19 protein-coding genes are annotated in these 19,481 nt (G+C 63.6%); 9 read left to right on the top strand and 10 right to left on the bottom strand.

All coding sequences use genetic code 11. The features are described from left to right. Positions 1-46: 46 nt before the first annotated feature. The 3 genes from ACNFCH_RS13535 to ACNFCH_RS13525 all read right to left on the bottom strand — a co-directional run bounded on the left by ACNFCH_RS13535 (position 47) and on the right by ACNFCH_RS13525 (position 4,998). Positions 47-1,297 (bottom strand): ribonucleotide-diphosphate reductase subunit beta, encoded by a 1,251-nt coding sequence (locus ACNFCH_RS13535; RefSeq protein WP_070091759.1) that lies wholly within the window; start codon positions 1,295-1,297, stop codon positions 47-49. Positions 1,298-1,814: 517 nt separating this feature from the next. Further along, positions 1,815-1,946: a hypothetical protein gene (locus tag ACNFCH_RS13530; protein ID WP_416742972.1), complete on the bottom strand. Its 132-nt coding sequence runs from the start codon at positions 1,944-1,946 to the stop codon at positions 1,815-1,817. 172 nt (positions 1,947-2,118) lie between these two features. After that, positions 2,119-4,998 carry a ribonucleoside-diphosphate reductase subunit alpha gene (locus ACNFCH_RS13525; protein WP_416742971.1) on the bottom strand — a complete coding sequence of 960 codons (2,880 nt, stop codon included), beginning with the start codon at positions 4,996-4,998 and terminating at the stop codon, positions 2,119-2,121. A 777-nt stretch (positions 4,999-5,775) separates the two neighbouring features. On the opposite strand from ACNFCH_RS13525, the gene ACNFCH_RS13520 reads away from it, so the two are divergent. Together ACNFCH_RS13520 and ACNFCH_RS13515 are read left to right on the top strand one after the other, a co-directional pair. Next, positions 5,776-6,489, top strand: coding sequence for a response regulator transcription factor (locus ACNFCH_RS13520; RefSeq protein WP_337157419.1), 714 nt, complete (start codon positions 5,776-5,778; stop codon positions 6,487-6,489). Then, positions 6,486-8,090: an ATP-binding protein gene (locus ACNFCH_RS13515; RefSeq protein WP_337157420.1), complete on the top strand. Its 1,605-nt coding sequence runs from the start codon at positions 6,486-6,488 to the stop codon at positions 8,088-8,090. The genes ACNFCH_RS13520 and ACNFCH_RS13515 overlap by 4 nt, the downstream gene beginning before the upstream one ends. Positions 8,091-8,093: 3 nt before the next feature. Here ACNFCH_RS13515 and ACNFCH_RS13510 read toward each other — a convergent pair whose 3' ends face one another. Together ACNFCH_RS13510 and ACNFCH_RS13505 are read right to left on the bottom strand one after the other, a co-directional pair. Then, positions 8,094-8,795, bottom strand: a complete 702-nt coding sequence (locus tag ACNFCH_RS13510) for a 4'-phosphopantetheinyl transferase family protein (protein ID WP_337157421.1) — start codon at positions 8,793-8,795, stop codon at positions 8,094-8,096. A gap of 77 nt (positions 8,796-8,872) precedes the next feature. Next, positions 8,873-9,664, bottom strand: a complete 792-nt coding sequence (locus tag ACNFCH_RS13505) for a dienelactone hydrolase family protein (protein WP_337157422.1) — start codon at positions 9,662-9,664, stop codon at positions 8,873-8,875. Between the two features lie 125 nt (positions 9,665-9,789). Here ACNFCH_RS13505 and ACNFCH_RS13500 point away from each other — a divergent pair, with 125 nt between their 5' ends. The 4 genes from ACNFCH_RS13500 (at position 9,790) to ACNFCH_RS13485 (ending at position 14,264) form a co-directional block, all read left to right on the top strand. Beyond that, positions 9,790-10,392: a hypothetical protein gene (locus tag ACNFCH_RS13500; protein WP_416742970.1), complete on the top strand. Its 603-nt coding sequence runs from the start codon at positions 9,790-9,792 to the stop codon at positions 10,390-10,392. A 143-nt stretch (positions 10,393-10,535) separates the two neighbouring features. Beyond that, positions 10,536-11,213, top strand: coding sequence for a response regulator (locus tag ACNFCH_RS13495; protein ID WP_196164490.1), 678 nt, complete (start codon positions 10,536-10,538; stop codon positions 11,211-11,213). Next, positions 11,210-12,556 (top strand): ATP-binding protein, encoded by a 1,347-nt coding sequence (locus tag ACNFCH_RS13490; RefSeq protein WP_337157424.1) that lies wholly within the window; start codon positions 11,210-11,212, stop codon positions 12,554-12,556. Before ACNFCH_RS13495 ends, ACNFCH_RS13490 begins: the two co-directional genes overlap by 4 nt. A gap of 385 nt (positions 12,557-12,941) precedes the next feature. Continuing rightward, positions 12,942-14,264, top strand: coding sequence for a dicarboxylate/amino acid:cation symporter (locus ACNFCH_RS13485; protein WP_070091750.1), 1,323 nt, complete (start codon positions 12,942-12,944; stop codon positions 14,262-14,264). Positions 14,265-14,368: 104 nt separating this feature from the next. Here the strand turns inward: ACNFCH_RS13485 and ACNFCH_RS13480 are convergent, their stop codons facing one another. Together ACNFCH_RS13480 and ACNFCH_RS13475 are read right to left on the bottom strand one after the other, a co-directional pair. Beyond that, positions 14,369-14,863, bottom strand: coding sequence for a SprT family zinc-dependent metalloprotease (locus tag ACNFCH_RS13480; protein ID WP_337157425.1), 495 nt, complete (start codon positions 14,861-14,863; stop codon positions 14,369-14,371). 127 nt (positions 14,864-14,990) lie between these two features. Continuing rightward, entirely contained in the window at positions 14,991-15,590 is a 600-nt protein-coding gene (locus ACNFCH_RS13475) for a Yip1 family protein (protein WP_070091748.1), read from the bottom strand. 253 nt (positions 15,591-15,843) lie between these two features. Between ACNFCH_RS13475 and ttcA the strand changes: the two genes are divergently transcribed. Together ttcA and ACNFCH_RS13465 are read left to right on the top strand one after the other, a co-directional pair. Beyond that, positions 15,844-16,668 carry a tRNA 2-thiocytidine(32) synthetase TtcA gene (ttcA, locus tag ACNFCH_RS13470; protein WP_337157426.1) on the top strand — a complete coding sequence of 275 codons (825 nt, stop codon included), beginning with the start codon at positions 15,844-15,846 and terminating at the stop codon, positions 16,666-16,668. Positions 16,669-16,672: 4 nt separating this feature from the next. Continuing rightward, complete coding sequence (locus tag ACNFCH_RS13465; protein ID WP_416742969.1) at positions 16,673-17,344, top strand: DNA-3-methyladenine glycosylase I; 672 nt, start codon at positions 16,673-16,675, stop codon at positions 17,342-17,344. A gap of 213 nt (positions 17,345-17,557) precedes the next feature. Here the strand turns inward: ACNFCH_RS13465 and ACNFCH_RS13460 are convergent, their stop codons facing one another. Genes ACNFCH_RS13460 through arsC form a run of 3 tightly spaced genes read right to left on the bottom strand, consistent with a single transcriptional unit; the run spans position 17,558 to position 18,919 of the window. After that, positions 17,558-17,971, bottom strand: a complete 414-nt coding sequence (locus ACNFCH_RS13460; RefSeq protein WP_416742968.1) for a DUF2069 domain-containing protein — start codon at positions 17,969-17,971, stop codon at positions 17,558-17,560. Further along, positions 17,964-18,569 carry an NAD(P)H:quinone oxidoreductase gene (gene wrbA / locus ACNFCH_RS13455; RefSeq protein ID WP_337157429.1) on the bottom strand — a complete coding sequence of 202 codons (606 nt, stop codon included), beginning with the start codon at positions 18,567-18,569 and terminating at the stop codon, positions 17,964-17,966. Before wrbA ends, ACNFCH_RS13460 begins: the two co-directional genes overlap by 8 nt. Continuing rightward, positions 18,566-18,919 (bottom strand): arsenate reductase (glutaredoxin), encoded by a 354-nt coding sequence (gene arsC, locus ACNFCH_RS13450; RefSeq protein ID WP_337157430.1) that lies wholly within the window; start codon positions 18,917-18,919, stop codon positions 18,566-18,568. Before arsC ends, wrbA begins: the two co-directional genes overlap by 4 nt. Positions 18,920-19,004: 85 nt before the next feature. Between arsC and ACNFCH_RS13445 the strand changes: the two genes are divergently transcribed. Further along, complete coding sequence (locus ACNFCH_RS13445) at positions 19,005-19,472, top strand: TlpA disulfide reductase family protein (RefSeq protein WP_196164498.1); 468 nt, start codon at positions 19,005-19,007, stop codon at positions 19,470-19,472. The last annotated feature ends 9 nt before the right edge of the window (positions 19,473-19,481 follow it).

Raw genomic sequence — 19,481 nt, 5'->3', positions numbered from 1 at the left:
AACAAAAAAGGCTGCCCGAGGGCAGCCTTTGTGGGGAGCAGGGCAATCAGTCCCAGCTCAGAGCACCACCGGTCTGATACTCAATCACGCGAGTCTCGAAGAAGTTCTTCTCTTTCTTCAAGTCCATGATCTCGCTCATCCATGGGAACGGGTTGGTGGTCCCTGGATACTCTTCTTTCAGGCCGATCTGGGTCAGGCGGCGGTTGGCGATGAACTTGAGGTAGTCCTCCATCATCGCGGCGTTCATGCCCAGTACGCCGCGTGGCATGGTGTCACGGGCGTATTCGATCTCAAGCTGGGTACCCTGCAGGATCATCTGGGTCGCTTCTTCCTTCATCGCGGCATCCCACAGGTGCGGGTTCTCGATCTTGATCTGGTTGATCACGTCGATGCCGAAGTTCAGGTGCATGGACTCGTCGCGCAGGATGTACTGGAACTGCTCCGCGACGCCGGTCATCTTGTTGCGGCGGCCCATGGAGAGGATCTGGGTGAAGCCGCAGTAGAAGAAGATGCCTTCCAGGACGCAGTAGTAGGCGATCAGGTTGCGCAGCAGTTCTTTGTCGGTCTCGACGGTGCCGGTGTTGAACTCGGGGTCGGAGATGGCGCGGGTGTACTTCAGGCCCCAGGCTGCCTTTTTAGCGACCGACGGGATCTCGTGGTACATGTTGAAGATCTCGCCTTCATCCATGCCCAGCGACTCGATGCAGTACTGGTAGGCGTGGGTGTGGATCGCCTCTTCGAAGGCCTGGCGCAGGATGTACTGGCGGCACTCGGGGTTGGTGATCAAGCGGTACACGGCCAGGGCCAGGTTGTTGGCCACCAGGGAGTCGGCGGTGGAGAAGAAGCCGAGGTTGCGCATGACGATGCGGCGCTCGTCTTCGGTCAGGCCGTCCATGCTCTTCCACAGGGCGATGTCGGCGGTCATGTTGACCTCTTGCGGCATCCAGTGGTTGGCGCAGCCGTCGAGGTACTTCTGCCAGGCCCAGTCGTACTTGAACGGGACCAGCTGGTTGAGGTCGGCGCGGCAGTTGATCATGCGCTTTTCGTCAACGCGCACGCGGGCGGAGGAACCTTCGAGTTCGGCCAGGCCTTCGGCGATGTCGAGTTCGTTCAGGGCGGCCTTGGCGCGCTTGACGGCTTCGGAGTCGTCGGCGGTCGCTGCACGGGCTTCCTGGGCTGCGGCGTCACCGGCGCTGTCCAGCTTGTCGAGGGTGGCGGCGGCATTGGCCTGTGCGGGGGTGGCGCCTTTGGCGGCGACTTCGCCGTCTTCCTTGTCGAATTCGTCCCAGCTCAGCATGGTCCTGGCTCCTGCTAGAGGGTTGCGCGGGGCAACCGATTGGATTTTAAAAAAGGTGACGCCTGCAAGGCCCGAAAGGGCGATATGGCAGGCAGTGAGCGCGTGCGCTCGTCACGTTTGAAGGTGTCGGGTCAGCGTCTGTCCGTGCCTCGGGGGAGGGGCCAGAACGCTTGAATACAGTGTGGCAACGATAAAACGTGCGGGCCGGCCAAGCGGTTGGGTACGGCTTGTGTCACGCAGTCGATCATTGGCTAAACCCTTTTTTCGAGGGGGGCGAAGTATAACGGAATTCGCTACCGATCGGAGCGACGCTGGGCCGGTCTGCTGTAATTTTTCGACCGGTATCAGGCGCGTCCGTTCACGAATCACGCGTCGTTTCCACGGGGAAGAAGTTTAGCGGAAAAATCGCAGATGTGGTGTCGGATTTTTTGATCCAACACAAAATATTGTGTTTTTGAGGGCTGGCGCGCGGCATCGAAAAACCGCACCCGGAAGGTCTTGGCCTCCCGGGCGGGGCTTAGTGGCAGCGGTTGCGCAACGTCTGGACGATGTGCGTCCTGGGGTTGTTGCGCGCCTCTTCGACCGTAGTGAAACGACCGGTTTCGGCATTGCGGCCAATCTTGCGAGTTGCAGGTTTCTTCCGAGCCATCGTGATGTCTTCCGTGTGGGCCAGTGAAGCCCCAAACCCTGGAATCCAGAGTATGGAGCAGCACTGTTTTATCCCTTCGCGAAAGCGACGTGCAGAGGGCAGTGTCTCTCGATGACGCAGATACAAAAATGCCGCAAGGGGCGCCCGAAGGCGCCTCCCGCGGCATGGGGTGTTACTGGCAGGCTTCGCAGTCTGGCTCGTCGATCGCGCAGGCCTTCGGCACTGGGGCTGGGCCCGCTGCCTGGGCCGGGGCGCTGTCGCCGCCGCTGGAAACAGCGTTGAGCTTGCCGGTGTTGATGGTCGACTTCTCGGTGCTGGTGGCGGCCAGGGCACGGAGGTAGTAGGTGGTTTTCAGGCCACGGTACCAAGCCATGCGGTAGGTCACGTCCAGCTTCTTGCCCGAGGCGCCGGCGATGTACAGGTTCAGCGACTGGGCCTGGTCGATCCACTTCTGGCGACGGGAGGCGGCGTCGACGATCCACTTGGTCTCGACTTCGAACGCGGTGGCGTACAGGTCCTTGAGCTCTTGCGGGATACGCTCGATCTGCTGAACCGAACCGTCGTAGTACTTCAGGTCGTTGATCATGACCGAGTCCCACAGGCCACGAGCCTTCAGGTCGCGGACCAGGTACGGGTTGATCACGGTGAACTCGCCCGACAGGTTCGATTTGACGTACAGGTTCTGGTACGTCGGCTCGATCGACTGCGAAACGCCGGTGATGTTGGCGATGGTCGCGGTCGGCGCGATAGCCATGATGTTCGAGTTGCGGATGCCTTTCTTGACGCGCTCACGGACAGGGGCCCAGTCCAGAGACTCTTCCAGGTTGACGTCGATGTACTTGGCGCCACGGGCCTCGATCAGGATCTGCTGGCTGTCCAGCGGCAGGATGCCCTTGGACCACAGCGAGCCGTCGAAGGTCTGGTACGCACCACGCTCGTCGGCCAGGTCACAGGAGGCCTGGATGGCGAAGTAGCTGACCGCTTCCATCGACTTGTCGGCGAACTCGACGGCAGCGTCCGAGCCGTACGGGATGTGCTGCAGGTACAGCGCGTCCTGGAAGCCCATGATGCCCAGGCCGACCGGACGGTGCTTGAAGTTCGAGTTCTGTGCTTGCGGCACCGAGTAGTAGTTGATGTCGATCACGTTGTCGAGCATGCGCACGGCGGTCTTGACGGTACGCGCCAGTTTCGCGGTGTCCAGCTTGCCATCGACAATGTGGTTCGGCAGGTTGATCGAACCCAGGTTGCACACGGCGATTTCATCGGCGTTGGTGTTCAGGGTGATCTCGGTGCACAGGTTCGAGCTGTGGACCACGCCCACGTGCTGCTGCGGCGAGCGCAGGTTGCATGGGTCCTTGAAGGTCAGCCATGGGTGACCGGTCTCGAACAGCATCGACAGCATCTTGCGCCACAGGTCTTTGGCCTGGACGGTCTTGAACACCTTGATCTTGTTGTACTCGGTCAGGGCTTCGTAGTACTCGTAGCGCTCTTCGAAGGCCTTGCCGGTCAGATCGTGCAGATCCGGCACTTCCGAAGGCGAGAACAGGGTCCACTTGCCGTCGTCGAAGACGCGCTTCATGAACAGGTCCGGGATCCAGTTGGCGGTGTTCATGTCGTGGGTACGGCGACGGTCGTCACCGGTGTTCTTGCGCAGCTCGAGGAATTCCTCGATGTCCAGGTGCCAGGTTTCCAGGTAGGCGCAGACCGCGCCCTTGCGCTTGCCACCCTGGTTGACCGCGACGGCGGTGTCGTTGACGACCTTCAGGAACGGCACGACGCCTTGCGACTTGCCGTTGGTGCCCTTGATGTACGAGCCCAGGGCGCGTACCGGGGTCCAGTCGTTGCCCAGGCCGCCAGCAAACTTGGACAGCATGGCGTTGTCGTGGATGGCCTTGTAGATGCCCGACAGGTCATCCGGCACGGTGGTCAGGTAGCAGCTCGACAGCTGCGGACGCAGGGTACCGGCGTTGAACAGGGTCGGGGTCGACGCCATGTAGTCGAACGAGGAGAGCAGGTTGTAGAACTCGATCGCACGGGCTTCTTTGTCTTTTTCCTGCAGCGCCAGGCCCATGGCCACGCGCATGAAGAAGACCTGTGGCAGCTCGAAGCGCACGCCATCCTTGTGGATGAAGTAGCGGTCGTAGAGGGTTTGCAGGCCCAGGTAGGTGAACTGCTGGTCACGCTCGTGTTCGATGGCCTTGCCCAGACGCTCCAGGTCGTAGCCTTTGAGGGCAGGGTCGAGCAGCTCGAACTCGACGCCTTTCTCGACGTAGGCCGGCAGGGCCTTGGCGTACAGGTCGGCCATCTCGTGGTGGGTGGCGCTGTCGGCCACGCCCAGGAAGCCCAGGGCCTCGGCACGCAGGGTGTCCATCAGCAGGCGGGCGGTGACGAAGGAGTAGTTCGGCTCGCGCTCGACCAGGGTACGGGCGGTCATCACCAGGGCGGTGTTGACGTCCTTGATGGCCACGCCGTCGTACAGGTTCTTCAGGGTGTCGCGCTGGATCAGCTCGCCATCGACTTCGGCCAGGCCTTCGCAGGCTTCGCTGATGATGGTGTTCAGGCGCGCCATGTCCAGCGGCGCCAGGCTGCCGTCGGCCAGGGTGATGCGGATGCTTGGGTGCGGCTCGACCACGGATTCGGTGTTGGCGCGGGTGGCACGCTCCTTGGCGCGCTGCTCGCGGTAGATCACGTAGTCACGGGCGACTTTCTGCTCGCCGGCGCGCATCAGGGCCAGTTCGACCTGGTCCTGGATTTCCTCGATGTGGATGGTGCCACCCGATGGCATACGACGTTTGAAGGTCGCGGTGACCTGTTCGGTCAGACGAGCGACGGTGTCGTGGATGCGCGACGAGGCGGCGGCGGTGCCGCCTTCAACTGCGAGGAACGCCTTGGTGATGGCCACGGTGATCTTGTCGTCGGTGTAGGGAACGACAGTACCGTTACGCTTGATCACGCGCAGTTGACCGGGTGCGGTCGCGGCCAGATCCTGGTTCGAATCGGCGGCCTGCGGCACCTTGGCCTGCGGGTTCTCGCGAGTTGTGTCGGTTTGCATGGGTGGGTGTCTCCACAGTTTCTATATTGTTCAGGCGCCTTTGGGGCGCCCACCGTTCCATCCACTAGCCTGATGGCCCTGAGCGGGGACGCGCATGCACGCGTAACCGCCCGCTCGGGCGTACCGACTTCGGGACAGACTCAGGAATAAGGGGCAATAACCTGCCGCTCCCTGGCCGAAGTCAAAGGTTTTGGGCCAGGCCCAAAAACTGTTGCTGATGAGTGCCAGGCCTGGCCTGCAACACCCATACCCGAACAAGGCCCTGGATGGGCTTGCCTCGGTCGCCTCCGCAGGAGCGGTTTGGCTGCTGGAATCACGTTAAGTTCAGCCAGAAAAATCGCTTGAACTTCTCTGTTGACTTGTGTTTGTGATTTTGCTCGAACCCCAATATCTAGTGGTTCGCTGCGATGGGGATACAAGATAATGCGGTCTCAGGGGCTTTGCAAGGCGAGCGCCTGTGGATAACTTGTGCGTACTTTGTGTGTGATCCGTGGGTATTCGCTGTAGGCCTTGTCCTAACTGGCCTTCACTTTTTTTCTGCGTCCCGATGCCCCGTCGCGGATTTTTTCGGGCGCGAACCCTATCACAAAAATCGCCCTGGTCGAGGGCCTGCGACCGGCGGCTCGGCGTGGTTGGCAGGGGCGGGGACGAGACGTAGTATCCGCGGGCAATGTTGCCTTTTGGTGAAGGATGGTTGCCTGGCCCGATGCGATGTCGGTCCCGGACCGCAACGCCAGCAGGCGGCTTCAGAACAAGAATAAACAGTGAAGGCGGACCATGGACCAGCCCAACAACCGGATATTGATCGTCGAGGACGACCAGCGACTGGCGGAGCTTACCGCCGAGTACCTGCAGGCCAACGGTTACGAGGTGGCGGTGGAGGGCGACGGCGGTCGCGCGGCGCGGCGTATCATCCACAGCCAACCGGACCTGGTGATCCTCGACCTGATGCTGCCCGGCGAAGATGGCCTGAGCATCTGTCGGCGTGTACGCGGCCAGTACGCCGGCCCCATTCTCATGCTCACCGCCCGCAGCGATGAATTGGACCAGGTCCAGGGCCTGGACATGGGCGCCGACGACTATGTCTGCAAACCGGTGCGCCCGCGCCTGCTCTTGGCGCGCATCACCGCCTTGCTGCGGCGCAGCGAAGCCCCGGAAAACAAGCGTCAGGAACTGCAGTTTGGCCCATTGCGCATCGACAACCGCCTGCGTGAGGCCTGGCTAGGCGAGCAGGCGATCGAACTGACCGGCGCCGAGTTCGACCTGCTCTGGCTGTTGACCAGCAATGCCGGGCGAGTGCTGTCCCGCGAGGAGATCTTCACCTCCTTGCGCGGCGTCGGCTACGACGGCCAGGACCGTTCGATCGATGTGCGTATTTCCAAGATCCGCCCCAAGATCGGCGACGACCCGATCCATCCGCGGCTGATCAAGACCCTGCGCAGCAAAGGCTACCTGTTCGTCGGCGAGGCCGCCCAGGCAGCGGCCCCATGAATTCGATCTTCCTGCGCATCTACGGCGGCATGCTCGCCGTGCTGGTATTGGTGGCGGTGCTTGGCGTGCTCAGCCTGCACCTGGTCAACCAGGTGCGCGCCGAACAGCACCGTGAAGGGCTGGCCCAGGGTACCTTCAGTCTCATGGCGGACAACCTGGCCCTGCAGGATCCGGTGGAGCGCAAGCGCTCGTTGTTGATCTGGGAACGCCTGCTCGGCGTGCCGTTGGACCTGCAGCCATCCTCGGCCTTCGCCCTGGACGGCGGTCAGCGCACGCGTCTGCGCCGGGGCCTGGTGGTGGTGGAGAAGACCGGCCCGCATACCGTGCGTGTCTTGCGCCAGATCGGCGATGAAGACCAGTTGTTGGTGGCCCAGGTCAAGCAGGTCAGCGAACAGTTGGCCCGCGCCACGCTCTACCTGCTGGCCGATGAACTGGTGCGCTACCCGGTCACCGAGCAGCAACGACGCCTGGCCGAGATCAGCAAGAGCAAAGGCTTTGGCTTCGACATCGCCCTCCAGCGCCTGGAGCGGGCGGGCCTGGACGACGACCAGCGGCGCCGGGTGGAGGAGGGCGACACGGTGATGGCGCTGGGCAAGGATGGCGATTCGGTGCGGGTGTTCTCCGGATTGACCGGCTCGCCCTGGGTGCTGGAGATCGGGCCGTTGCATCAGCTCAACCCATATCCACCGCAATTGCTGGTCCTCATCGCCTTCCTTGGCCTGTGCCTGATCGGCCTGGTGGTCTACCTGCTGGTGCGCCAGTTGGAGCGACGTCTGTCGGGGCTGGAGGTCGCCGCCACACGCATCGCCCAAGGCAGCCTGGAGACCCGTGTGCCCGCAGGCGACGCCGACTCGGTGGGGCGCCTGGCCGAGGCCTTCAATGGCATGGCGGAACACCTGCAGCGTTCATTGACCATGCAGCGCGAGCTGGTGCGGGCTGTGTCTCATGAATTGCGCACGCCCGTGGCGCGTCTGCGCTTTGGCCTTGAGATGCTCGAGAGCGCCAGCACCGAGCAGGCCAGGGCCAAGCACCTGGCCGGCATGGACAGCGACATCCAGGACCTGGACAACCTGGTGGATGAGATGCTGACCTACGCCCGCCTGGAGCAGGGCACGCCGGCCCTGAAGTTCCAGGCAGTGGACCTCGATGCGCTGCTCGAGCGCGTGATCCAGGAGCTGTCGCCATTGCGTGCCGAGGTCAAGGTGGTGCGCGGCGATTGCCAAGGCGCGGAGGCGGCGGGCGCCTGGGTCGAGGCCGAGCCCCGCTACCTGCACCGGGCGCTGCAGAACCTGGTGGGCAATGCCATGCGTCACGCCGAATCCCAGGTCAGGTTGAGCTATCAGTTGGGGCAGGAGCGCTGCCGCATCGATGTGGAGGACGATGGGCCCGGTATTCCCGAAGGGGTCTGGGATCGCATTTTCACCCCCTTCACCCGTCTCGACGACAGCCGTACCCGCGCCTCCGGCGGCCATGGCCTGGGGTTGTCGATCGTGCGCCGGATCATCTACTGGCACGGTGGCCGGGCCATGGTCGGACGCAGCGAAGCGCTGGGTGGGGCCTGCTTCAGCCTGATCTGGCCGAGCAGCCGGGCACAGGTTTAGGGGTTACACGCTGATCAGGCTCAGCAGGTAGCCGTCCTGGACGCAGAATTGGCCCTCCAGCTCCTGGCCGGCCTGCCATTGGGCTGACAGGTCGGTGAGCAGGCGCAGGCGGGCCTCACCATCGATAGACCATTCGAGCAGCTCGGCGTGTTCGAAGTAGAAACGTTGCCGGGTCAAGGGGTAGAGCGCCTTGAACAGGCTTTCCTTGAGCGAAAACGTCAAGGTCACGCCCAGGCTGAGCTGGCTGCGGTCTAGGCGTTGGAGTTCGGCGGGGGTGAGGATCTCACCTGCCAGGCGCTCGGCGCGCTCGTCGTCCAGCAAGGATTCCTGATCCAGGCCCAGGCCACCGCTGTCGCCATCGGCGGCGACCACGGCGGCGGCCCAGCCTTTGCCATGGGTGATCGAGCCGTGAATACCGGCCGGCCAGATCGGTGAGCGATCCTCGTGGGTGGCAGGCACATAGTCGCGTCCATCCAGTGCAAGCAGGGCCGCACGGGCGCAGACCCGGCCGGCGAGGTACTCGGCCTGGCGCTTGGCCACTGAGCGCTGCAGGCTGGCGCTTTGCTCGATGCCGGCGCGCTGGAAGTCGTCCGGTGCCAGGCGGGTAGGGTCGAAGGTGCAACTGACCAGCACCGCGCCCGGGACCGGGCGCGGCAGGGGCCAGTGGTATTGAAGAGGGGAGCAGCAGGTCGGGAGTCTGGTCATGGAGGCTATTGTGCCAGTGGCGTCCGACTGCGCAAACCAGGCGAATGCCGGGCCCTCGATCACTGACCCGGCAGGTTTCAGTCGAAGGATTTCTTGAGGAAGGCCTGCATGTCCGCCCACGAACGTTCGTCCGCCGCCTTGTTGTAGCCCATGTCCGGCCCGCCATGTTCGCCATGGCTCAGCCGATCGGCATCCGGGTTGGTGAACCCATGCTTGGCGTCGGGAATGGCAACGAACGTCATGTCGGCGCCGGCATCGTGCATTTCCTGCTTGAACGCGGCCACCTGCTCTGGCGGGATCAGGCTGTCGGCCTCGCCGTGCTCCACCAGGATCTTTGCCCTGACCATCCCGGGCTTGGCCGGCGTCTGGGTGGCCAGCGGACCATGGAAACTCACGACCGCGTCGAGTTTCTCGCCTCGGCGTGCGGCATCGAGCACCACCTTGCCGCCGAAGCAGTAGCCCACCGCCGCCAACTGATGCTTGTTGGTGTTGGGCTGGATTTTCAGCAGTTCCACGCCCGCATCAAAGCGCCGTGCCGCCGCCTTGGGGTCCTTCATCGCTGCCGCCATGAACGCCTGGGCATCCTGGGGATGCTCGGTGTGCTTGCCATCGCCGTACATGTCGATGGCCAGGGCGTTGTAGCCCAGCGCCGCCAAGTCCCGGGCGCGGCGCTTGGCATAGTCGTTCAGGCCCCACCATTCATGTACCACGACGATGCCTGGGCGTTTGCCCTCGACCGCATCGTCGTAGGCGTAGTAGCCCACCAGGCGCTGGCCATCGGCGTCCTGGTAGGGAATTTCGCGGGTCTGCACGGCCGCTTGGGCGAAGGCGGCGCTGCACATCAGGGCCAGGGCAAGCAGGGAACGCATGGTCGGTACTCCTTGGGTGCGATTCGTTCAGCCGGGGTTCAGCCAGGGTTCAGCCGCGGTTCAGGGCTCCCTCCCTACTCTAGTCACCAGACACGAACACCGCCTCTAACTGGAGTATCCAACCCATGAAAACACTCAACACCCTGATGGTCGCCATGGCCGTTTGCGCCGCCAGCTTCACCGTCCAGGCTGCCGATGACACCTTCGCCAGCCTCACCTATGGCCAGACCAGCGACAAGGTCCGCAAGTCCGGCCTGCTGCAGCGCAACACCGATCACCTGAACGCCGACGGCATCATCGGCAAGGACGGCACCTGGGGCGTGCGCGTGGGCAAGATCAACGACGATGCCCGCTACTACCTGACCTACGACAACGTCTCGGGCGATCACAGCGGCATCAAGCTGCGCCAGGAAAACCTGCTCGGCAGCTACGATGCGTTCCTGCCGGTGGGCGACACCACCAAGCTGTTCGGGGGTGGCAGCCTGGGCCTGACCAAACTGTCACAGGAATCCTCCGGTTATAGCCGCGACACCGACGTGGGCTATGCCGTGGGCCTGCAGGCCGGCGTGCTGCAGCAGATCACCAACAACGCCTCGGTGGAGCTGGGCTACCGTTATCTGCGCAGCAACGCCAGCACCGAACTGGCCGAGCATGGCGGTCCCAAGGCGGGCACCTTGCGGCTGACCAGCAGCGCCCAGACCTACCTGTCGGCCAACTACACCTTCTGACCCAGGCTAGGGGCCAGGGTAACGCTGGTATGCTGCACCGGTCCCTCCGTGAGGCAAGCCCGCGCCCGCCGACCAGACGTTGTGCAGGCGCGGGCTTGCCTCGCGAGGGCGGCGGACACAGGTATTGAATCAAGGAGAGCGACATGAAATTGCTGGTGGTCGAGGACGAGGCGCTGCTACGCCACCACCTGTACACCCGCCTGGGCGAGAGCGGGCATGTGGTCGAAGCGGTGGCCAATGCCGAAGAGGCGCTCTACCAGGCCGAGCAATACAACCACGATTTGGCAGTGGTCGACCTCGGTCTGCCGGGCATGAGTGGGCTGGACCTGATCCGCCAGTTGCGCAGCCAGGGCAAAAGCTTCCCTATCCTGATCCTCACCGCCCGCGGCAACTGGCAGGACAAGGTCGAAGGCCTGGCTGCCGGCGCCGACGACTATGTGGTCAAGCCGTTCCAGTTCGAAGAGCTGGAGGCGCGCCTGAATGCCTTGCTGCGCCGCTCCAGCGGGTTCACCCAAGCGACCATCGCGGCAGGCCCTCTGGTACTGGACCTCAACCGCAAGCAGGCGACCCTGGACGAGCAACCGCTGGCCCTGACCGCTTACGAATACCGCATCCTCGAATACCTCATGCGCCATCACCAGCAGGTGGTGGCCAAGGATCGTCTGATGGAGCAGCTCTACCCCGATGACGAGGAGCGCGACCCGAATGTCATCGAGGTGCTGGTCGGACGCCTGCGGCGCAAGCTCGAGGGCGACCGTGGCTTCAAGCCGATCGACACGGTGCGTGGCCTGGGCTACCTGTTCACCGAGCGCTGCCGATGATCCGCTCCCTGCGCGTACGCCTGATGCTGGCGGCGGCGCTGCTGGCGCTGTTGTTCATGCTGGCGCTGCTGCCGGCGCTGCAAAAGGCCTTCAGCCTGGCGTTGCAGGAGTCGATCGAACAACGTCTGGCCTCGGACGTGACGACGTTGATTTCCGCCGCGCGGATCGAGCAAGGGCGGCTGCAGATGCCCGAGCAGTTGCCCGATGAGCGCTACAACCTGCCCTACACCGGCCTGCTCGGCTACATCTTCGACCGCCAGGGCGCCTTGGTGTGGCGTTCGCGCGCCACCAACGGGCAGAACATCAACTATCGCCCGCGGTATGACGGGCGTGGCAATGAGTTCGCCCGGATCCACCAGGACGATGGCGAGGAATTCTTCGTCTACGACGTCGAGGTCAAGCTGCTCGGGGGCAAGAGCGCCGCCTTCAGTATCGTGGCGCTGCAACCGGTGCGTGAGTACCAGCACACCCTCGACGGCCTGCGCGAAAAGCTCTACCTGGGCTTCGGCGCCGCCTTGCTGGCGCTGATGGTGCTGTTGTGGGCAGGCCTGACCTGGGGGCTGCGCTCGTTGCGCAGGCTGAGCCTGGAGCTGGACGAAGTGGAGGCGGGCGCGCGTGATGGCCTGAGCGGTGAGCATCCGCGTGAACTGCTGCGCCTGACCGGCTCGCTCAACCGCCTGCTGCGCAGCGAACGTGAGCAACGCCAGCGCTACCGCGATTCGCTCGACGACCTGGCGCACAGCCTCAAGACGCCCCTTGCGGTGCTGCAAGGTGTCGGCGAAAGCCTGGGCCAGGGCGACAGCGAGCGCGAGCAGGCGCGGGTGCTGCAAAGCCAGATCGAACGCATGAGCCAGCAGATCGACTACCAGTTGCAGCGTGCCAGCCTGCGCAAGAGCGGCCTGGTGCGTCACCGGGTGCAGTTGCGACCGGTGCTCGAGAGCTTGTGCAACACGCTGGACAAGGTCTACCGCGACAAGCGCGTGGCGGTGAGTCTCGACATCCCCGCGGATGCCTGGGTGCCGATGGAGCAGGGGGCGGCGCTGGAGCTGTTCGGCAACCTGCTGGAAAACGCCTACCGCCTGAGCCTCGGCCAGGTGCGTGTGAGCCTGCAGCAAGCGCCTGGGCAGTTGGTGCTGTGCGTCGAGGACGATGGTCCTGGTGTGCCGGGTAGCCAGCGTGAGCGCATTCTCAAGCGTGGCGAACGGCTCGATCGCCAGCATCCGGGGCAGGGCATTGGTCTGGCGGTGGTCAAGGACATCGTCGACAGCTACGACGCTGAACTGAGCCTGGATGATTCGTCGCTGGGGGGCGCGGCGTTCCGGATCGTTTTCCATCTGGAGTGAAACCCATTGGGGCCGCGGCGAGGCCCATCGCAGGCTTGGCCACCCGACCTGAGGGCGAAGGGCGCGCACTGGGCCAGCCATGCGCACGTTTTTCTCCTCGGGCGGATTCCCGCCAACAACCCCGTTCCAATTCCGCCAGCGGGCGGAAAACCGCCAACCTCAACCTGCGCGATCGCCCCGCCATGGGGCGCTGAAAGCCCCGAAACACGGGGCCTGCACTGATTTCGAGCATTTTGGCATCGGCCTTGCTATCGACCTGGCAGAGGCCTTTCACAAGGCAGCTCGAACACAACGACAAATCCCTCCAGGTGCAGGAGGGTTCGCGCTTTAGGTGCCCCAACGCCCTGGGAAGGGTGGGCCCGGCACACTTGAGGAAAAACTAGCCATGACGACACGTCAGCCGTTGTACAAATCCCTGTATGTCCAGGTGTTGGTTGCCATCACCATCGGTATTCTGCTCGGTCACTACTACCCGGAAACCGGCGTAGCCCTCAAACCCCTGGGTGACGGATTCGTCAAACTGATCAAGATGGTCATCGCCCCGATCATCTTCTGCACCGTCGTCAGCGGCATCGCTGGCATGCAGAGCATGAAGTCGGTCGGCAAGACCGGCGGCTATGCGCTGCTGTACTTCGAGATCGTTTCCACCATCGCCCTGATCATCGGCCTGGTCGTGGTCAACGTGGTCCAGCCCGGTGCCGGCATGCATGTCGACGTCAGCACCCTGAACGCCAGCAGCGTGGCCGCCTACGCCGCGGCAGGCGCGCAGCAGACCACCGTGGGCTTCTTGCTCAACATCATCCCCAACACCGTGGTAGGTGCCTTCGCCAATGGCGACATCCTGCAGGTGCTGATGTTCTCCGTGCTGTTCGGCTTCGCCCTGCACCGCCTGGGCAGCTACGGCAAGCCGGTGCTGGACCTGATCGACCGCTTCGCTCATGTCATGTTCAACATCATCAACATGATCATGAAGCTGGCCCCGGTCGGTGCCTTCGGCGCCATGGCCTTCACCATCGGCCAATACGGCGTGGGCTCGCTGGTGCAGCTGAGCTACCTGATGATCTGCTTCTACGTCACCTGCTTGCTGTTCATCCTGGTGGTGCTGGGCAGCATCTGCCGCTTCCACGGCTTCAGCGTGCTCAAGCTGATCCGCTACATCCGTGAAGAGCTGATGATCGTGCTCGGCACCTCTTCCTCGGAGTCGGCCCTGCCACGCATGCTGGCCAAGATGGAGCGCCTGGGCGCCAAGAAGTCCGTGGTGGGTCTGGTGATCCCCACCGGCTACTCGTTCAACCTGGACGGCACTTCGATCTACCTGACCATGGCCGCGGTGTTCATCGCCCAGGCCACCGACACCACCATGGACATCACCCACCAGATCACCCTGCTGCTGGTGCTGCTGATCGCGTCCAAAGGGGCTGCGGGTGTCACGGGTTCCGGCTTCATCGTCCTGGCTGCCACCCTGTCCGCCGTGGGCCACCTGCCGGTGGCGGGCCTGGCGCTGATCCTGGGCATCGACCGCTTCATGTCCGAGGCGCGTGCGCTGACCAACCTGATCGGCAACGCCGTGGCCACCGTGGTCGTGGCCAAGTGGGTCAATGAGCTGGACACCGACACGCTGCAGGCCGAGCTGGCCTCCGGTGGCTCGCCGTTGGTCGATCCTCGTCCGGTCGATGACCTGGGCGTGGCCGAAGGCCCCGCGCGTTGATTACGTTGTGAAACAAAGAAGGCGACCCTCGGGTCGCCTTCTTTGTTTGGAGTGCCTGCCGGTCCACGCCTTGTGGAAGCGGGTTCAACCGCGAATGCTGTTTGTCATTCGACGCGGGTCTCGCCGCTGTACACCAGGATCGCCCGGCATCGCCGGCACAGGTAGCGCCGCCCCTGGCGCACCAGCTTGTGCCGCTGTGCGGTGAACGGGAAGTCACTTTCCGGGCAGGGGCAACGATAGATGTAGCGGGTGGCCACGCGCCGCTTCACTTCATAGTTGTGGCAACGGTTCGGTGGCAGTTCGTACACGCCACGCATGATCAGTTGCCATTCCTCGCCATGGGCCTGGATCCTGTCGCCGAACAGCTGATGCGCCACCAGGTGCGCGACTTCATGAGCCACGGTCTGGCGCAGGAAGTCCTCTTGGTTCTCGCGATAGAGCTGCAGATTGAAGCGCAGCAGATTCTCGTGCAGATGAGCGACGCCGGCCTTCTGGCCGCGCAGCTTGAAGCTGACTTCCGGGCGGGGGAAGGTGCGTTTGAAGAAGGTTTCGGCTTGCTGGTAACAGGTTTCGACGCGTTGTTTGAGCTGCTCGGGCATGGCGGGGTGGTTCTCCTGAGCGGGCAATTATGCCGCAAGCGCCAGGTGCCTGCCGGGCCATCTGTCAGCACACAAGCCGAGGCCGCCCTGCGGCGGCCTCGGGTGACGCTCCTATGTTGCGTTGGATCTAGTTGGTATAGACAGGCCCCACACCCAGCCCCCAGATGATCACCGTGGCGGCCATGATCGCCACCAGCACCACCAGGCCTACCGCCAGCACGGAACTGGAGAACAGGAAGCCTTCGTCGGTGGGGATGTTCATGAAGGTCGGCAGGCCGACATAGAGCAGGTAGACCGTGTAGCAAATGGCCGCCGTGCCCACCAGCATGCCTAGCCAGAGGTGCGGGTAGAGCGCCGCCAGGCCGCCGATGAACAGCGGGGTGGCGGTATAGGTGGCAAACGCCACGCATTGCGCCATGGATGGCGTGGCATCGTAGGTGCGAGCCATCCAGTGGATGAAGGCGCCCATGACCGCGACTCCGGCGAGCATCGCCAGGTAGGACATGATGCTCATCCAGAGTGCGCTTTCCATCGTCAGCATCACCGCCGGTCGATCGCCTATGACCCAGCCGACCTGGGTGGTGCCGATGAACGCCGAGACGGCCGGGATAGCGGCCAGTATCAGCGTATGGGTTAGGTACATGTGGCTGATGCTTTCGTCCTCGCCACGGATCTCCTTCCACTCCTGGTCAGGGTGGGTAAACAGCCCCAGAACGTGATGGATCATGCCGGTCACTCCTATCGTCGTTGTCAAACGCCCCCCAAGTGGAGCGCTTGCGGCCCGAGGCCTGGACACCGATGCAAGCGGTCGTGTGGCCTTATCTCGCAGTATAGGAAGCGGTTACCCGCATAAACCTGGGTTTTTAGAGCAAATTGCGCTGTCAGGCGCGCCCTTGATTCTTTATCGGAATGGCCTACGCCCAAGCTCGGTTTGTGCGTAAAATAGCCGGCTTTTGTCACACCTCGCGGATCCAAGCGCTATGGGCACCCTCTCGGTCAACCAGAACAAACTGCAAAAACGCCTGCGTCGCCTCGCTGGCGAAGCCATCACCGACTACAACATGATCGAGGATGGCGACAAGGTCATGGTCTGCCTGTCCGGCGGCAAGGACAGCTACACCATGCTCGACGTTCTGTTGCACCTGCAGAAGGTGGCGCCGATCAAGTTCGAGATCGTCGCGGTGAACATGGACCAGAAGCAGCCAGGCTTCCCTGAGCACGTGCTGCCGGCCTACCTCAAGGCGCTGGGTGTCGAGTACCACATCGTCGAGAAGGACACCTACTCGGTGGTCAAGGAGCTGGTCCCGGAAGGCAAGACCACCTGCTCGCTGTGCTCGCGCCTGCGCCGTGGCACGCTGTACACCTTCGCCGACGAGATCGGCGCGACCAAGATGGCCTTGGGTCACCATCGCGACGACATCGTCGAGACCTTCTTCCTCAACATGTTCTTCAACGGCTCGCTCAAGGGCATGCCGCCGAAGCTGCGCGCCGACGATGGCCGTAACGTGGTGATCCGCCCGCTGGCCTACTGCAGCGAGAAGGACATCCAGGCCTACTCGGACATGAAGGAATTCCCGATCATCCCGTGCAACCTGTGCGGCTCCCAGGAAAACCTGCAGCGTCAGGTGGTCAAGGAAATGCTGCTGGAGTGGGAGCGCAAGCACCCGGGCCGGACCGAGAACATCTTCCGTGCCCTGCAGAACGTGGCACCGTCGCAGCTCGCCGACCGCAACCTGTTCGACTTCACCAGCCTGAAGATCGACGAAAGCGCTACGCCGCGTTTTCTCGATGTCCTGAACATCTGACCCCATGCGCGACTACCAGTGGCTGCATGAGTACTGCCTGAACCGCTTCGGCTCGGCGCAGGCCCTGGAGGCCTTCCTGCCGCAGCCGCGCACACCTGCGCAACTGCGCGACATCGGCGATGACCGCTACCTGTCGACGCTGGCGCTGCGGGTGTTCCGCGCGGGGCTCAAGCACAGCCTGGTGGATGCCAAGTGGCCGGCCTTCGAGCAGGTGTTCTTCGGCTTCGATCCGGAAAAGGTCGTGCTGATGGGCGCCGAGCACCTCGAGCGGTTGATGCAGGACGATCGGATCATCCGCCACCTGGGCAAGCTCAAGAGCGTGCCGCGCAATGCGCAGATGATTCTCGACGTGGCGAAGGAAAAGGGCAGTTTCGGTGCGTTCATCGCCGATTGGCCGGTGACCGACATCGTCGGGCTGTGGAAGTACCTGGCCAAGCATGGCAACCAGTTGGGCGGGCTGTCGGCGCCGCGCTTCCTGCGCATGGTCGGCAAGGACACGTTCATCCCCACCGATGACATGAGCGCTGCCCTGATCGCCCAAGGTGTGATCGACAAACAGCCGACCAGCCAGCGCGACCTGGCGCTGGTGCAGCAGGCCTTCAATCAGTGGCATGAGCAGAGCGGGCGGCCTCTGTGCCAGCTGTCGGTGATGCTGGCGCATACCGTCAATCATTGAGACCTGTGTCGCCTGCTTCGCGGGTAAACCCGCTCCCACAGGGCTGGCGGTGACCTTTTAAGAAATGGGTTTACCCGCGAACACCGGCAATGCCGGTGCCATCCACCACGTAATCTGCTCCGCGGGTAACCCACGCCCGCAAGGCTGGCGGTGATCCTTGTGGGAGCGGCGGTTCGGCGCTCCGATTCACCCGCGAAAAAGCCATCGCCGCTTCTATTGCCCTTCACCCGCCATGCGCCGCTCATGCTGGAACTTCCAGCGCACATACAGCAGGGCACTGACGAACAGCCCCAGGCTCACCAGCACCTCCACCCAGCCGAACACCGCTCGTGCCGGGTCGAACGCCGCCAGCACGCCCTTGATGAAATAGATATTCACCACGAAGCACGTCCAGGCATGGGCCCGGGCGCTGCCCATCAGCATGCCCGGTAACAGCAGCAGCAGGGGGATCAGTTCGATGGCCAGGATCACCTCGACCCGCGCACCATGCAGGTTCGCGAACCACAGGTTATTGACCACCAAGAGGGCGATCAGGCCGAAGAAGCAGGCCAGGCTCAGGGCACGGGTAAACCGCACCCGCGGGGCGAGCCATTGCAGCGGCGGCAGTACCTTGGGCTTTCTAGCCACGGTCGCCCCCCAGGGCCTTGGCGGTGTTCGCCAGGCGTTGGCCCAGGGCGCGGCACAGGGCGATTTCGTGCGGGTCGAGCTCGCGCTTGCCATCGGCACCGGCGTGGTGGCTGGCGCCATAGGGCGTACCGCCGCCGCGGGTCTCCAGCAGCGCCGACTCGCTGTACGGCAGGCCCAGCACCAGCATGCCGTGGTGCATCAGCGGCAGCATCATCGACAGCAGCGTGGTCTCCTGGCCGCCGTGCAGGCTGGCGGTGGAAGTGAACACTGCCGCAGGCTTGCCGACCAGTTCACCGCCCAGCCACAGGCTGCTGGTGCCATCGAGGAAGTACTTGAGCGGCGCGGCCATGTTGCCGAAGCGGGTCGGGCTGCCCACGGCCAGGCCGGCGCAGTGACGCAGGTCGTCGAGGGTGGCGTAGAGCGCGCCGCTGGCCGGGATGTCCGGGGCCACCGCTTCGCATTCAGTGGAAATCGCCGGCACGGTGCGCAGGCGCGCCTCCAGGCCGGCCATCTCGACGCCGCGGGCGATGTGCCTGGCCATTTCGCTGGTCGAGCCGTGGCGGCTGTAATACAGCACTAGAACGTAAGGATCGCTCACGGCAGGATCTCCAGCACCTTTTCAGGCGGACGACCGATCACCGCCTTGTCACCGACGACCAGGATCGGGCGCTCGATCAGCTTCGGGTGCTGGACCATGGCGTCGATCAGTTGGGCGTCGCTCAGGGCGGGGTTGGCCAGATCCAGGGCCTTGTATTCCTCTTCGCCGGTGCGCAGCAGCTGGCGCGGGGCGATACCCAGCTTGCCAAGCAGGGCCTTGAGTGTGGCGGCATCCGGTGGGGTTTCCAGGTAGCGCACGATGGTCGGGGCCAGGCCGCGCTCTTCGAGCAGTTCCAGGGCGCCGCGGGATTTCGAACAGCGCGGGTTATGATAGAGGGTCAGATCAGTCATGACGGGTCGCATCCAGCTGGGTGTGGCGGCTATTCTAACCGCAGCGACTGTGTCGTTTGCTTGAAACTTCTAGAAGGATTGACCCATGGCAAGGCGTTTGGCAGCAGTACTGGCCATCACCGCGAGCCTGTTGCTCGGCGGTTGCGGTGCGGACTACGGCGTGGACCAGCACGGCAACACGGTAAAGGCCGAGCAGATCGACGGGCACTGGCTGGTGCTCAACTACTGGGCCGAGTGGTGCGGCCCATGCCGTACGGAAATCCCCGAGCTCAACGCTGCGGCCAAGCAGTGGGAAGCCCAGGGCATCAAGGTGGTGGGGGTGAACTTCGACGGATTGCAGGGGCAGGACTTAAAGCAGGCCGCCGAAACCCTGGGTATCGCCTTCACCGTCCTCGCCCAGGACCCGGCCGAGCGCTACGAGCTGCCACGCAGCGAGGCCTTGCCGGTGACCTACATCATCGATGACAAGGGCAAGGTGCGCGAGCAGTTGATGGGCGAGCAGACCCTCGAAGGGCTGCAGGCCAAGCTCAAGGCCTTGAAAGGCGGCGCCTGATCGAGTGTC

It is taken from the genome of Pseudomonas sp. NY15354, assembly GCF_048068075.1.
GTDB lineage: Bacteria > Pseudomonadota > Gammaproteobacteria > Pseudomonadales > Pseudomonadaceae > Aquipseudomonas > Aquipseudomonas guariconensis_C.
Note: the sequence above shows the minus strand (reverse complement) of the source record. Positions and strands in the feature narration are given on the sequence as shown.